Here is a 14,706-nt window from a genome sequence, read left to right on the forward strand (position 1 = left end):
ACGCGGCCGCCAAGCCGGGGGCGCCTAGAGCAGGAGGCTGCCCTCGACCGGCTGATAGCGGTCGGCCGCGCGAATCAGCGATTGCGCCGTCAGCCCGGGCACGCCATAGACGCAGGTGCGCACGCCATGGGCCTGGCGCACCTTGTCGAGCAGCATGTCGAAATCGCCGTCGCCGGAGGCCAGCACCACCTCGTCGACCCGCGCGGCGGCGTCGAGCACGTCGATGGTGATGCCCACGTCCCAGTCGCCCTTGGCCGAGCCGTCGCTGCGCTGGATGTAGGGCTTGAGCTTCACCTCGAAACCCAGGTTGCGCAGGATCTGCTGGAACTGCTGCTGCTTGGCGTCGCCCCGGTCGATGGCATAGGCATAGGCCTCGACGATGCTGCCGCGCGCGCTGAGCTCGGCCCAGAGCGCGGCGTAGTTGAAGTGCCGGCCATGGGCCTGGCGCACGGTGTAGTAGAGGTTCTGCACGTCGGCGAACAGGGCGATGCGGTTCAAGCAGGCAACCTCGCGGTGAAAGGCGGGCCAGTATGCGCGCAAAGGTGGCGAAGGGGGCAGCGATGTCGGCCAGGCGACCATGCCCGGCGCGATTGGCCCGGCACCAGGCTTGGGCTAAAGTGGCGCCCCGCCCCGATCTACGACGCTGCCGGATGAATCCTTTCGCCATACTCCGCGACGCCTGGTACTTCTACAGCCGTCACCTGACCACCATCGCGGTGCTGTGCCTGCCGCTGATCCTGGCCGAGAGCCTGGTGCAGCAACTGGTGGCGAGCTGGACCGCCGGCAGCCCCTCGGCCGCCTATGACCTGCTGGTGGGCCTGATCTTCTACCCGCTCTACCTCGGCGCGCTGATCCTGTTTCTCGATGCCCGCAGCCACGGCCACGCTCCCGCGCCGCGGGATCTGCTGGCCCGCGCGGCGCAGCTGTGGCCGGCCTTCGCGGTGGTCGCCGCGCTCGGCACCCTGCTGATCATGCTCGGTGCGTCGCTGTTCGTGCTGCCGGGCATCTGGATCATGGTGCGCATCTGCTTCGCCGAGTACCTGCTGGTACTACGCGGCCTGTCGCCGCTGGACGCCCTCAAGCAGAGCTTCGCCATGACCCGCGGGCACTTCCTGCCGCTCTTCGGTTGCCTGCTCACGGTGATGTTGCCGTTGTGGCTGGTCGGCTTCTGGGTATCGGCCCAGCGCGGTTCGGACGCGCCCCTCGGCCTGTTGCCGACGGTGCTGATCGACAGCGCGCTCGGCATGCTTCAGCTGTTCGCCAGCGTCGTCGTGTATCGCCTGTACATGCTGCTCGACGCCCGCCAGCAATCGCCGGAAACCGACTAGGCTTAGCGAACCCTTTCCGATCGGGCGACTGTCATGGCCGACGACTCCAACCCCAGCATCCTGTCCCACGTGTCGCTGGGTACCAACCGCTTCGACGAAGCCGCAGCCTTCTATGACAAGGTCCTGTCGCCCCTGGGCTGCCGCCGGGTGCTCGAGCATCCCGGCGCGGTCGCCTGGGGCCGCGACTATCCGGAATTCTGGCTGCAACGCCCGCTGGACGGACGCCCGTCCAGCTGCGGCAATGGCACCCATGTCGGCTTCATCGCCAACGACAGGGCCGCGGTCGATGCCTTCCATGCCGCGGCGCTGGCGGCCGGCGCGACCGATGAAGGCGCCCCGGGGCCCAGGCCCCATTATGGCGAGCCCTACTACGGCTGCTTCGTCCGCGACCTGGACGGCCACAAGATCGAGGCGGCGTACTGGGCCGAAGGCTGAGTCCACCTGGGCCGCCCATTGGGCGCTCCAGGCTGCTAGGCTTGCACTCCCGTTGTCCCTGCCGCGCTGCCCATGACCCGCTCCCGCCTCGTCCCGCTGTCGCTTCTGGGCCTCGCCGCCGGGCTGCTGGCGGCGGCCGCCCTGCCCTACCTGCTGGCCTGGAAACCCGCCGAGCGCGAGCCGGCGACGGTCAGCTGCACCGCTCAGGCGCCCCACCTGCTCGCCGGGCAGGCGTTGAAGGTGATGACCTGGAACGTGCAGGGCTTCACCGGCAGCCAGGAGCAGCGTCCCGATGCCAGCCGTGGCGAGCGCCGCGCCGAGCGGGTGGATGCCGCCGAGGTCGCCGCCAACCTGGCCGAGGCCGCACGGATCGTGCGCGAGGAAAATCCCGACCTGTTGTTGCTGCAGGACGTGCACGACGGCGACGGCGCCACGGCCCGGCAGGACCAGCTGGCACAACTGCAGCAGGCCCTCGGCGAGCTCTATCCGTGCAGTGGCGAGGCGTTCTACCGCAAGGCGCGCTGGCTGCCCGACCCACGGGAAAGCGGCCCGGTCGGGATCAAGCTCGCGCTGCTCAGCCGCTTCCACATCGACGCCGCCGAACGCGTTCAGCTGCCGACGGAGCCCGGCAACTGGCTGTCGGCGCCCTTCGCCGCCAGGCCGGCGCTGCTGGTCGCCGAACTGCCGATGCGCGGCGCCGCCGCCCTGACCGTCGCCACCACCCGGCTCGACAGTGCCGCAGGCGGCAACGCGATCGGCCAGGCCACCGAGCTGGGCCACCTCATGGCCGACTGGCAGATCGCACGCAGGCACTGGCTGGTGGCCGGGGACTGGAACCTGCCCTACACGGCCGACGGCCGCACGCATGTCCTGCCGCCGAACCTCTCGTCCTTTCGCCAGGTACCGCGCGTAGGGGAAATCGCCGGGCCGGGGCAGCGCCAATGGGCCACCTTCCAGCGCGGCGAGGAGCTGCAGGTGTTCGACCACCTGTTCCACGGCAACAGCCTCAAGCGCCTCGAGGCGACGGTACGCCAGCAGGGCACCGCCGGGCTGTCTAACCACCGTCCCCTGATGGTGCGCCTGCTGCTGCCCGCCGGCGACTGATCGCCGCCGCCCGCTTCACTGACCGCGCGGCTTGGCTCGCGCGGTGGGTTCGGCCACCAGCGGATCGTCCGGCCAGTAGTGCTTCGGGTAGCGCCCCTTGAGGTCCTTCTTGACCTCCAGATAGGTGTTGCGCCAGAAGCTCGCCAGGTCCTGGGTGACCTGTACCGGCCGGCGCGCCGGCGACAGCAGGTGCAGTTTCACCCCGAGCCGCCCGCCGGCGATGCGCGGCGTGTCGGCCAGGCCGAACAGCTCCTGCAGCCGGACCGCGAGTACCGGCGGCTGCTCGCTGTAATCGAGCCGGATGCGCGACCCGGAGGGCACCGTGACGTGGGTCGGTGCCAGCTCATCGAGGCGTTGCGGCAGCGGCCACGGCAACAGCCCGGCCAGCATGCCGGGCAGGTCCAGCGCGGCAAAATGCGCAAGCCGGGTGACCTTGCCGAGGTAGGGCTGCAGCCACTGCTCGAGGCTGGCCAGCAGCGCCGCGTCGCTGACGTCGGGCCACGCGCCGTCGCCGGCGTGCAGCTCGCGCAGCAGCATCACCCGCGCCTGCCACTGGCGCAGCTCCGGCGTCCAGGGCAGCAGCTCCAGCCCCCTGCGCCGCACCAGCCCGAGCAGCGCCGCGCTGCGGGCCTCTTCGTCCAGGCCCGGCAAGGGTTCGCGCGCCAGCACCAGTTCTCCGACCCGGCGCTGGCGCTCGGCACGCAGGGCACCCTCGCGATCGTCCCACTCCAGCTCGTCCTGCACCCGCACCTGCTCGGCCAGCACCGTCTCGAACAGCGCCGGGTCCAGCGCGGCGGCGCGGTAGATGCGCTCTTCGCGCTGTCCCTGATGGCTGCCCAGCTCGGCGACCACCAGCCAGGGTTCCTTCATCAGGCCATCCGGCTCGGCGAACTGTGCCGCCCGCCCATTGGCCAGGCGGTAGGCGCCACCGCCCTCCTGGCGCTGCCGGGCGATCCGGTCGGGGTAGGCGAAGGCCAGCAGCGCGCCCAGCCAGCGCGGGTGATGAGGGTCGGCCACAGGGTCGGTGGCGCGCCCCCGCAGCAGGCCACGAAACTGCCGGGCCAACTGGCGGACGCGCAGGACGCCGCGCCCGCCGTCGAGCTGCGCAAGGCGACTCGCCAGGTCGGCCCCGCCGCCGCGCTGGAAATCCCGCTCGCTGAGCAACGCGGCGAGATCGGCGCTGAGCCCGGCAAGCCCGAGAGTCTGGCCACGCAACAGCAGGTGGGCCAGACGCGGGTGTGTCGGCAGCTCGGCCATCGCCTGGCCGTGGGCGGTGAGCCGCAGCCCGCCCGCCTGCGGCGCGAGCGCGCCGAGCCCCAGCAGCAGGGCGCGCGCCTGGGCGTAGGCGGCGGCCGGCGGCGGATCGAGCCAGGCCAGCTCGTCGGGCGTCACGCCCCAGCGCTCGAGCTGCAGCGCCAGCCCGGCGAGATCCGCCTGGAGCATTTCGGGCTCGGCGTACGCGGCCAGCTGGGCGTGCTGCGCCTCGGACCACAGGCGGTAGCAGGTACCGGGCTGCAGGCGGCCGGCGCGTCCTGCACGCTGGGTGGCCGAGGCGCGCGAAATGCGCCGGGTCTCCAGGCGGGTCATGCCGCTGCCCGGATCGAAGCGCGGCACCCGCGCCAGGCCCGCATCGACCACGACCCGCACGCCGTCGATGGTCAGGCTCGTCTCGGCGATGTTGGTCGCCAGCACCACCTTGCGCAGCCCCGGCGGCGGGGCCTCGATCGCCGCCCGCTGGGCGCCGAGCTCCAGTTCGCCATGCAGCGGGCACAGGAGTATGTCGGGCCGATCGGCAAGGGGTTCGGCCAGCGCCTCGGCGACACGGCGGATCTCGACCTGTCCGGGCAGGAACACCAGCAGGCTGCCGTCCTCGTCATCCAGCGCGCGCAGCACGGCCTGCACGACGCGCGGCTCGATGCGCTCGGCCGCCTGGTACGGCTGGCCCCAGCGCATCTCGACGGGAAACATCCGGCCCTCGCTGCGCACGACCGGTGCGTCGCCGAGCAGGGTCGACAGCCGCTCCCCTTCGAGAGTGGCCGACATCAGGAGCACTTTCAGCGGCTCGTCGCGCAGCAGTTCGCGCGCGTTGAGCGTCAGCGCCAGGGCCAGGTCGGCATCCAGGCTGCGCTCACGCATTTTGCCATTCGCATGGATTTATCATTAGATACCTAAACCCAGCAAATACGGGATCTTCCACCCCAAAGCAAGGACAAGAATTCGTTGACAATCATCAGCAGCACCCTGTTCTTACCCAACTATCCATTCCGAAAAATTTCGGAGCCCCTAGCCAAGGCCTTTCAAACCCACGCGTCGTCGGAGTTGATTAACGTTCCGCTGAAGCTGCTCGAGTGCTACCTCCAACTCATCGAGGCAGAACTCTCCTACGTCCATCTGTCGAGTCGAAGCTGCGAGCCGATCATCATCGGTTTTGTCGGTGCATTGCGATCAAGAACTTTGGCCGATAGCAAAGAGCCTGTTCGGATTCGCTGGGCTCGACGTTTCGTAGAAACACTTACAAGTCTGCGCGACGAAATTCCAGGCATGCCCAATTTCGACTATTTGATGGCCGACCTCGAAGAAGGGAAAGAACTCTGGGATTCCCAGCAGAAAAAATTGAACCCATTGGCCTTGCGCTATTGGAACGGATGGCAAGTCGACTCCCTAAAAGGAGTACCAAGTTTTCTCGCGCTGGGAGAACTATGGCACTCCCATGGCCCTGAGTTTACAGAAGAGTACTACCGGACATGGAAGACTTTTTCGGCCAAGCAAGCAAGATGCAACACCACATTGTGCAACAAGCTGGCCAGCTATTTATCGAAGAACTCTTTGGAGTGGCCAACTACAACCTTCCAAAACCCAGAAAATATAAAATCATTCTTTTTGCACTTCATGAAGGAGCACTTCTTAACCGCATATAGAGAAAATCTAAATATACCAACCCAGATAAAAACGTGGAACAGGTTCATATCGAACTGCGAAGAGGCCTTTATACAATCAGGAGTTTGGGCAACCCCTTTTGGGGATGGACTACCACGGCCCATCCGCCCCAAACAACACAGAGCGCAAACAAGAGTGTCCGTGTCTGATGAGGGGGTGGAAATCCATGAAAAACTTATCACTAGAGTCCCTCTCGAAATAACTGATAACGAGGCAATAGAAATATTATTCAAAAGTATCCACAAAGACATCGAAACCGTAAAATCCTGGGCAACAGAACAAGCCAATGAACTTTACTCGAGAGTCCAACTTCGTATACTCGCAACCACACGGATAAACTCCTCGGAAATCAAACCTCGAAAAGGCTGGCAGCGTCGGAGTTACGATCACGAATCAATTTGCGCGATTTTTCAAAGCAACGGCTTTCCATCCTCGCGCATGGACTTCGAACACCAATACGGATACACCATATTATCTGCTGATGTCGCAAATATACTTGGACTTCCGGCTGCTGGCACTCTTTATCCCTACCAATGCTTACTGGTAGCAGAGCACAATGAGATCACAGAATCTTTCCTTAAGAATTTTCGTTTGTATGACGACAAAGGTAGAAGATCCGGCTTTGTGAAAACCGACACCGGGTATCAGTTGGTCGGCTTCAAGGATAGAAGAGGTGGAAAGCTAAGCGAGCAGAAAATACAACTAAACGCGAACTCAACAAAGCGAATCTTCGAAGTAATAAAGATCACAGCACCGTTAAGAAAATATCTCAAGGGAATTGGCGACAGCCGATGGAAGGAGTTATTCCTGACCTGCGGGAAGGGTTTCGGTCACCCGCGGAGCGCTGTAATTCCGACTTGGAACAAAGCGCTATTCGATAAACACACACGGATTTTTGAACGACTTGCACAACAATTTTCAAATCATACTTCCTTGAGGGGTACTGAACTAAAAAATTTCTTATCTCGAGTCACCCTTTCTAGTCTTCGAGCCTCATGTGGGGTAGAGGTATATTTAAAAACCCAAAGCGTCGAAGCCATGTCCAAAGCGCTCGGCCACGCAAACCACGACTGCCTGCAACTTTCTCACTACCTGCCGGAGTCAATACTAGCCTTCTTCCAAGCCCGCTGGATAAGAATTTTTCAGCGCGGCTTAATCTGTGACGCGATGAAAGATAGCAGCTTCCTCATAGAGGCCGCAGACTTCGAGACAATGGAAGAGTTAAATCTATTTCTTAAGAACCATGCACTAAAAGACATCCCTGACCACCTGGTCAACCCGGAGAACACTCAAACAACTGAACCCTATTCAGCGAATCAGTACTCAGAGGTCTACATCTCAGTGGATCCAGGGATAATGACCGCCCTCGTATCATTAGAGAAAGCAGTGGCTACAGCGGAACGACCCGAAGAAGTGACAGGAGTAGCACGATACTGGGCAGATCTAACGAAGGCCGTTGTTGCCGAGATCAGAAGGGATAATGACGCACTACTGAAAGACCACCTTTATGTCGCCGAGCAGAGGTGTAACCCCCGCAGAATGGAGAAGTTGATATATGAATGTTGAATTACCAGCAGAGCTAGACTTCCTAAAAGCGTTCTACACCGACCCTAGGACAGAATACAAAAAATCAAGTTGGTTGCTGAGTGATTTCGACTTGCACATATGGAAATATGATTTCAATTTTGCGACCCCCAACACGATCAACTGGGACATTACATTAGACGACGAAACTTCTCTGCTTGCCCAAAAAAACAAGCCATTACTAGACGGGCTAAAGTATTTTTTAACAACATCTACACGTTCTGTTCGAGGATCGGCGATCGAATTAGGTTCACTAGCCGCACAGATGACGATGTTTAACAGGGCCATTCACGTTGCCGATTACATTCTTCTGAATGCAAAAGAATATCAGCTATCCAGATTCGGATTGGCTGGAATCAACAGCCATCACATGAAGAGAATGCTAGACGTCTTCTCAAGCGTCAACGGTTCGGAAGAGTCGGTTTACGAGTGGACCAAGACTATCAGCAAATTTTGTTTAAGCTTAATAAACACTTCCAGTTCTATCGAACTCGATAGCATTCTAGATCAATATCCACGAATGCGCATTGTGACTGACGAACAACTAGATGAGCATCACCTGGAAATACCTTTTGATTTAATACCTTATGCAAGAGCTGCCTTGCATTTGCATGGATATTATAAAAAAAGATCAACTGCTGGAGTCCGCACCCCTAACACCTTGCAGCTAGCGAAATCGCTTTATGCCAACACACTGAAAGGCGGGCATCTAAAACTAAAAACATTAAGCTCATTAGAATTCTATACTGATAATGAGAGAGAAATAATATCGAGAGAGTATCCCGGTTCATCGGTCAGGACAGGTGACCATGAAGCAATGACATCCGGTCCATTTCGCGCCTACAGATTTTTAACATACAACCTTGGAATTCTTCATGAAATTGGGCTTCCAGCTCCCGAAGTATCAGAGCTGAAGCAGATACTTGATTATGAACCATCACTCTCTGAAGCTGCTCGGTTTCGGACGCTGCCGTACCCAATAGTGAGAGACGCCTTCAGAAAATCAATCGAGTACCATTTCAAGTATGGAGAACTTCTAATAGAAGGTTTCTGCCGCATGGCAGAGCATTGCAACCTCAATGGAATTGCCCCTACGCAACTTACCAATGGAGAGTTACAAGACATTATGCCCCCTGAGCTTATCGACATGGGAATTAGGAAGCTTGGGCTTGTATGTCAAACGGTGTCTATTAGGCACGGCGCACTGAGAAAGCAGTCAAATTACTTCATAGAACTCAGAAATAATGTGGGACTGATTGAGTGCTTACGCATCTATATTGGATGTGTCCAGATGGTAGTTGGAACAATCATGGCTCGCCGAATAGGAGAAATGCTCGATTTGCACTCGACTGACTGCCTAGATAAAAGCGAAAGATGGTTGATCTTCTTAAATAGAAAAAGCACATCCAACCTGTTCGGCATAAGACAACGCCAAGCACGCCCAATCGAACCCATTGCCGTAAAAATGATTAAAAACTTAATTTCCATGCAGCAGAGACTTTTAAAAAGCGGATTCATAACTGAAATGACTAGCCTCTTTGCCCCCCCCGGACTCCTCGGAAATGCCGGGCTTAGTCAGCAAACAATGTATGCCTACAATAGAAACCTAGACTTGTTGTGCGATTATTTCGAACTACCACTAAATTCAAAAGGAGAAAGGTACTATATCCGACAACATCAACTTCGACGCTTTTTCTCCATGGTATTCTTCCACTCGAGCAGTTTTGGAGGACTGGAGACACTGCAGTGGATGCTCGGGCACACCGACATGCAGCATGTTTGGAATTACATTACTGAGTCCACTGATGGTGCAGTTTTGCGTAGCGCTAAGGCTCAGTTCATAGCAGAAAGCTTGCATAATGGCGATATCACTGCTTACGAAGATCTAGCCGAAATACTAAAAATTCGTTACAACACAGATAATTTTGCTCTAGTAGACACTGCTGAACTTGAAGACGCAATCACCGACATGATAAAGACAGGGAAAGTCCAGATTGAGCCAGAGTTTTTCACAGACGAAACCGGCCAACATATGCGCGTGGTAGTAAAAATTCAGAGCACAGACTAAATGAAAAAAATCTCCGACCTAGAGCCACATGCTAGCGCCACATTAATAACCAGTGAACTTTTAAAGCTAATCTACCGTAATCCTGACTATTTTTCCAAAAACGAGAACATTCTAAAGGCTCTCAGAAGCCAAGGAGCGCTAGCCAAGCTCGAATTCAATTTCGAGGACTCAGGGGCTATAAAGTCAAAATCCCCAATGAGCATCAACACTTTAAAATCTCACGCCAACTTACAGTTCAAGGGAGGATTTAAGGAACTTGATACCCTCCGCCTAGCGGCATTGAGGGCCATTGAGAAGGTCAATGGCAGCAAAGAGGCCACTTCAACAAAACGCACTAAGTCCGGACTTTCGCGACTAGTAACTGAACTAGAGGAGAGACTTGATAAGCAGCGCTGCGCCAACATGGTCCTCCTCCAGGGATTAAGCCTGGCAATTAACGAGTTAAGAAATATACGTAGCAATCTAGATCCCGCTCTACTTGAAAAGCGGGCAAGCGATGCCGTTCAGGCACTTACTGCTCTACTGAGCCTCCCTCCAGAACAGCCACCCCCCCCCTCCCCTTCTTCCGGAGACGGGCGAGTTACGCGACTGGAGGAGTATCGCAAGTGACAAACCACCTTCGCCAACAACTATTTAAACCACTTAAAGAGCTAACACTCTTTAGCTACCATGCGCATGGAAGTACTATAACAAAAGATGGTTCTGGCCTGCCGTTTTGCTGTTGGCCTGATGGCACGCCCAATAACGTCGCAAATCTCTACATGCTCGCACTACGTGACCGCCCTGGCCGAGGTGGAAAAGGCCTATCAAGGCACGGCGGTAAAGGCGGAAGCATTGGGGAGTATGCATCCAAAATAAGCCCACTAGTTCGCTACTGCTTCAGATACCGAACTGACTTTATAGGACTGTCTGACCAACAGTTCTCAGACTTCATTGACGAATTAAGAAAGGAGCGATCTGTCAACGATCCCACTGTAAATAGGCGCACCGAAACTACACTCCTAGCAATTGGTAGGATCTGTCTAGATTTTTTGCAATTCGTAGGACGTCTTTATGGCGACGATGCATTTGTATCAGAGAATGGAACCATCCGCGCCGTAATGAAAACATTTACTATCACAACGCGCTCAGGAAGAACGATAAAGCGGAGTTATCTGCATCACCACTCTCTTCATGTATCTGGAACGCGCTACCACACGCGCGATCCGATCCCGAGCGAACATATAAAGCTTTTGCGAGATTCAGCAAACAAAATCCACCCATCGAGACACCTTCAACTTCGACGGAATCTGGTGATTTCCTTGCTTGAGCATACGGGCGCTCGACGCAGCGAGATAATTGAAATTACCGTTTCGGACATACGTAATGCCATGAACATGTCGTTCCCATTGCTACGTCTGCGAACCTTGAAACGTGGAACCTATTCCGAGCGTTTTATCCCGATTTCAAGAGTGGTACTAAGCGAAGCTAAGAAATATATTCAGTTTGCCCGCAGAATATCTCTTCGCAACTTCAAGGACACGGATCACGACAGACTCTTTGTTCAAGAAAAGACTGGTAAGCCGCTCGGTGCCTGCAGTATTACGAATGAAATGATTCAACTTAGAAGTCACGCCGGCATCGAAGAAAAAGTCTGTGCACACATGTTCCGCCATGCTTTCATCACCAATCTTTTCGTACTCCTAATCAAAAGACACAAGTTCAAGCAAAAGGACGACTTCAGAAGCGCCCTGCTTAATAGCAAAAAGTTTCTTTACGACGTCATGCTGTGGACTGGCCACAAAGATCCCCTCTCGGTAGAACGGTATATTCATCTTGCATTCGCCAAACTTGATGGATACGAAGACATCGTTTCATCTGCCCATATAATCAGGACTAACCGTATATATGACCAGGCCGAGGAGCTACTTCTGAACGCATTAAAAAATGGTATGCCAGTTGACGAGTACGTGCGTGAACTGGAGAAGCTAAAGCAACTTCGGCAAGAAGATCTCAAGAAAGAGACAAAGGAAGAGGAAGAGGAAGAGAATACGGAGTCAGTCAAAAGCTGGGAGCATTGGCATAACCACCTTTGAATGTTGCGATACAACTCGCTTCACTGCCGAAGCGTCCATAAAGCGCGTGTCTAATGACGACGACGTTTACCGGTCGTTCACTGGGGCGAAAGAGACAATCCGCTCCTGCCCGTGCAAGGTGGCATCCTGAATGCCCGACTCAATCCGTAGGGCTCTGTCCGGATAGATGTCCTTGAGGTTCGTCATCACCTGACCCTTGTCAAGGCTGAAGATCACTTGGCCGTTGTGATCAACCAGGAATGCATGGTCGATGCCGCCAAAGTCCACGACATCTATGATCCTCCACTAGGGTGTCAAGGGTGAACCGTCGCTTAAGTTCCGGAGCACACATTTACAAAGGGCCGAAATCTGCAAAAAACGGGCACGTCGACTCTACGAATGGCAATACGGTAAAACTCGCACGGCCCTAGTACGCCGGTTGACTGGCACACTCAACAGAGAGCCAACCTGCGTTGCTCTCGAGGCAACACTGGGTTCCGGTTCACACGCCCGCATTGAGCAACAGCCTACGATTTTCGCGGCTTAGCTCTAGCTGTAGCCTGGGCCACAAGCGGGTCCTCAGGCCAGTAATGCTTAGGGTACCTACCTCGTAAATCTTTCTTCACTTCCGCGTAGGTATTGCGCCAGAAACTCGCCAGGTCCTGGGTGACCTGCACCGGGCGCTGGGCCGGGGACAGCAGGTGCAGCTTGACGCCCTGACGGCCACCGGCGATGCGCGGAGTGTCGGCGAGGCCGAACAGCTCTTGGAGGCGCACCGCGAGAACCGGCATCTCGTCGCTGTAGTCGAGGCGGATGCGCGAGCCGGAGGGCACTTCCAGCGTACGCGGCGCCAGCTCGTCGAGGCGTTGCGGCAGCGGCCAGGGCAGCAGGCCATGGAGGATGCCGGCGAGGTCGAGGTTGGCGAAATGGCTGAGGCGGCTGACCTTGCCCAGCCAGGGCTGCAGCCACTCCTCCAGGCTGGCCAGAAGCGCCGCGTCGGAGAGGTCTGGCCATTCGCTGCTGCCCGTGTCGGCCAGGTCCAGTCGGCGCAGCAGCGCCACCCGCGCCTGCCACTGGCGCAGCTCCGCACTCCACGGCAGCAGCTCCAGCCCCTTGCGTCGCACCAGACCGAGCAGCGCACGCGAGCGGGCCTCGTCATCCAGTTCGGCAAGGGCTTCGCGGGCCAGCACCAACTCACCCACTTTCACCTGACGTTCGGCGCGCAGCACACCTTCGCGCTCTTCCCAGTCGAGCAGGTCCTGGCACCTTACCTGTTCGGCCAGAGGGCCGTCGAACAGTGCGGGATCAAGGTCGGCCGCGAGATAGATGCGCTCTTCACGCTGGCCCTGGCGGCTACCGAGATCGGCGATCACCAACCAGGGCTCCTTCATCAGCGCATCCGGCTCGCCAAAGGTGGCTGCACGGCCATTGGCCAGCCGATAATCGGCCCCTCCGGCACGACGTTGCTGGGCAATGCGGTCCGGGTAGGCGAACGCCAGCAGGCAGCCGAGCCAGCGCGGGTGATCCGGATCGGCCACCGGCTCGCTGGCCGGGCCACGCAGGTAGGAACGGAACTGCCGCGCCAGCTGGCGAGCACGCTGCACGCCGCCACGAGCGCCACGCGCTGCCTTGTCGTTACCGGCCAGCAAGGCGAGGCGGCTGTGCAGGTCGGCACCGCCACCACGCAGGATGTCGCGCTCGCCCAGTAGGGCGGCGAGGTCACAGGCCAGGCCGCCGAGTCCCAGGGCGTGGCCACGTAACAGCAGGTGGGCAATGCGCGGATGGGCGGGCAGTTCGGCCATGGCCTGGCCATGGCGGGTCAAGTTGCCATCGTCGGCCAGTGCGCCGAGGCGTTGCAGCAGGTCACGGCCCTGGGCGTAGGCAGCCGTGGGCGGCGGATCGAGCCAGGCCAGTTCATTGGGATCACCAATCCCCCAGCGCGCCAGTTGCAACGCCAGTCCGGCAAGGTCGGCCTGGAGGATTTCCGCGCTCCCGTGGGCGGCCAGTTGCTCATGCTGGGCCTCAGACCAGAGCCGGTAGCAGGCACCCGGCTGCAGACGGCCGGCACGGCCGGCACGCTGGGTCGCGGAGGAGCGGGAAATACGCTGGGTGTCCAGGCGAGTCATGCCACTGGCCGGGTCGAAGCGCGGTACACGCTCCAGGCCCGCGTCCACCACCACGCGCACGCCATCGATGGTCAGGCTGGTCTCGGCGATGTTGGTGGCCAGCACCACCTTGCGCTTGCCCGCCGGTGCCGGCTCGATGGCCGCGCGCTGGGCAGCGAGGTCCAGTTCACCGTGGAGCGGGCAGAGCAGGATCTCTGACCGGCCAGCGAGGCGCTCGGCCAACTGCTCGGCGACGCGGCGAATCTCCGCCTGGCCGGGGAGGAACACCAGCAGGCTGCCAGGTTCATCGGCCAGGGCCTGGAGCATGGTCTGTACCACCCGGGGTTCGAGCGCCTCGCCGATCTGACTCGGCCGCCCCCAACGCTGCTCCACCGGATACATGCGACCTTCGCTGCGTACCACAGGCGCCTCGTCCAGCAGGCGCGACAGGCGCTCGCCTTCCAGCGTGGCGGACATCAGCAGCACCTTCAGCGGCGGTTCGTCGCGCAACAACTCACGGCCGTTGAGACACAAGGCCAACGCCAGATCGGCATCGAGACTACGCAGATGATACTCATCAAATATGAGCAGCCCAACGCCATCTAGGGCAGGATCGTCTTGAAGCCGACGAGTAAGAATGCCTTCAGTCACTACTTCAATTCGAGTCTGTGGTCCGACCTTACTCTCCAAGCGAATTCGATAGCCGACTGTTTGCCCAACGCTTTCTCCCAGCTCGCTCGCCAGTCGCTCAGCTGCGGCTCTGGCAGCTAGTCGACGTGGTTCGAGCATGACAATAGTCTGGTCGGCCAGCCAAGGCTCTTCCAGCAGCGCTATTGGTACTCGCGTTGTTTTGCCTGCCCCCGGCGCTGCCTCAAGTACAACTTCATTACGTGCAGACAAGGCATCTCTTAAAGCGGGCAAAACAGATTCAATCGGCAACAAACTCATGATGGCTCCTAGCTGAGCCACCAATTATAGATACGAGGGAAGCTGTTACGGCACGGCGGTATGTCAATCACGCCCAGTGCACGGCTCCCTTCGGGCCGCTCAGAGATAAACGGGGCCTATTTAAACGGCATGATGGACATCAA

Annotated in this window: 9 protein-coding genes and 2 pseudogenes; 7 read left to right on the forward strand and 4 right to left on the reverse strand. The window is 58.5% G+C overall.

Annotated elements, in window-relative coordinates; genetic code table 11:
- Positions 1-24: 24 nt before the first annotated feature.
- The gene (locus tag DN824_RS03480) at positions 25-498 is read right to left on the reverse strand and encodes a LabA-like NYN domain-containing protein (protein ID WP_138407000.1); all 474 of its coding nucleotides are present in this window, start codon (positions 496-498) and stop codon (positions 25-27) included.
- A 152-nt stretch (positions 499-650) separates the two neighbouring features.
- On the opposite strand from DN824_RS03480, the gene DN824_RS03485 reads away from it, so the two are divergent.
- The 3 genes from DN824_RS03485 to DN824_RS03495 all read left to right on the forward strand — a co-directional run bounded on the left by DN824_RS03485 (position 651) and on the right by DN824_RS03495 (position 2,867).
- Positions 651-1,328, forward strand: a complete 678-nt coding sequence (locus DN824_RS03485; RefSeq protein WP_138407001.1) for a DUF7847 domain-containing protein — start codon at positions 651-653, stop codon at positions 1,326-1,328.
- 33 nt (positions 1,329-1,361) lie between these two features.
- On the forward strand, positions 1,362-1,763 hold the full coding sequence (locus DN824_RS03490; protein WP_138407002.1) for a VOC family protein: 402 nt from the start codon (positions 1,362-1,364) through the stop codon (positions 1,761-1,763).
- 72 nt (positions 1,764-1,835) lie between these two features.
- Entirely contained in the window at positions 1,836-2,867 is a 1,032-nt protein-coding gene (locus DN824_RS03495) for an endonuclease/exonuclease/phosphatase family protein (protein ID WP_138407003.1), read from the forward strand.
- A 15-nt stretch (positions 2,868-2,882) separates the two neighbouring features.
- Here the strand turns inward: DN824_RS03495 and hrpB (DN824_RS03500) are convergent.
- Positions 2,883-5,006 (reverse strand): annotated as a pseudogene (gene hrpB / locus DN824_RS03500) (ATP-dependent helicase HrpB); the annotation flags it as partial.
- A gap of 402 nt (positions 5,007-5,408) precedes the next feature.
- On the opposite strand from hrpB (DN824_RS03500), the gene DN824_RS03505 reads away from it, so the two are divergent.
- The 4 genes from DN824_RS03505 to DN824_RS03520 are packed head-to-tail and all read left to right on the forward strand — an operon-like array spanning position 5,409 to position 11,531.
- A complete protein-coding gene (locus DN824_RS03505; RefSeq protein ID WP_138407004.1) occupies positions 5,409-7,370 on the forward strand; it encodes a hypothetical protein in 1,962 nt (653 codons plus the stop codon).
- Positions 7,360-9,456, forward strand: coding sequence for a phage integrase (locus DN824_RS03510; protein ID WP_015275583.1), 2,097 nt, complete (start codon positions 7,360-7,362; stop codon positions 9,454-9,456). The genes DN824_RS03505 and DN824_RS03510 overlap by 11 nt, the downstream gene beginning before the upstream one ends.
- Positions 9,457-10,065, forward strand: coding sequence for a hypothetical protein (locus tag DN824_RS03515; protein WP_015275582.1), 609 nt, complete (start codon positions 9,457-9,459; stop codon positions 10,063-10,065).
- A complete protein-coding gene (locus tag DN824_RS03520) occupies positions 10,062-11,531 on the forward strand; it encodes a tyrosine-type recombinase/integrase (RefSeq protein WP_063613243.1) in 1,470 nt (489 codons plus the stop codon). The genes DN824_RS03515 and DN824_RS03520 overlap by 4 nt, the downstream gene beginning before the upstream one ends.
- Positions 11,532-11,609: 78 nt before the next feature.
- On the opposite strand, the pseudogene DN824_RS03525 reads toward DN824_RS03520, so the two are convergent.
- Positions 11,610-11,813 (reverse strand): annotated as a pseudogene (locus DN824_RS03525) (PDC sensor domain-containing protein); the annotation flags it as partial.
- A gap of 224 nt (positions 11,814-12,037) precedes the next feature.
- Complete coding sequence (gene hrpB, locus DN824_RS03530; protein ID WP_003292681.1) at positions 12,038-14,563, reverse strand: ATP-dependent helicase HrpB; 2,526 nt, start codon at positions 14,561-14,563, stop codon at positions 12,038-12,040.
- Positions 14,564-14,706: the final 143 nt, after the last annotated feature.

The sequence above is a fragment of the Stutzerimonas nosocomialis genome (assembly GCF_005876855.1).
GTDB classification, from domain to species: domain Bacteria; phylum Pseudomonadota; class Gammaproteobacteria; order Pseudomonadales; family Pseudomonadaceae; genus Stutzerimonas; species Stutzerimonas nosocomialis.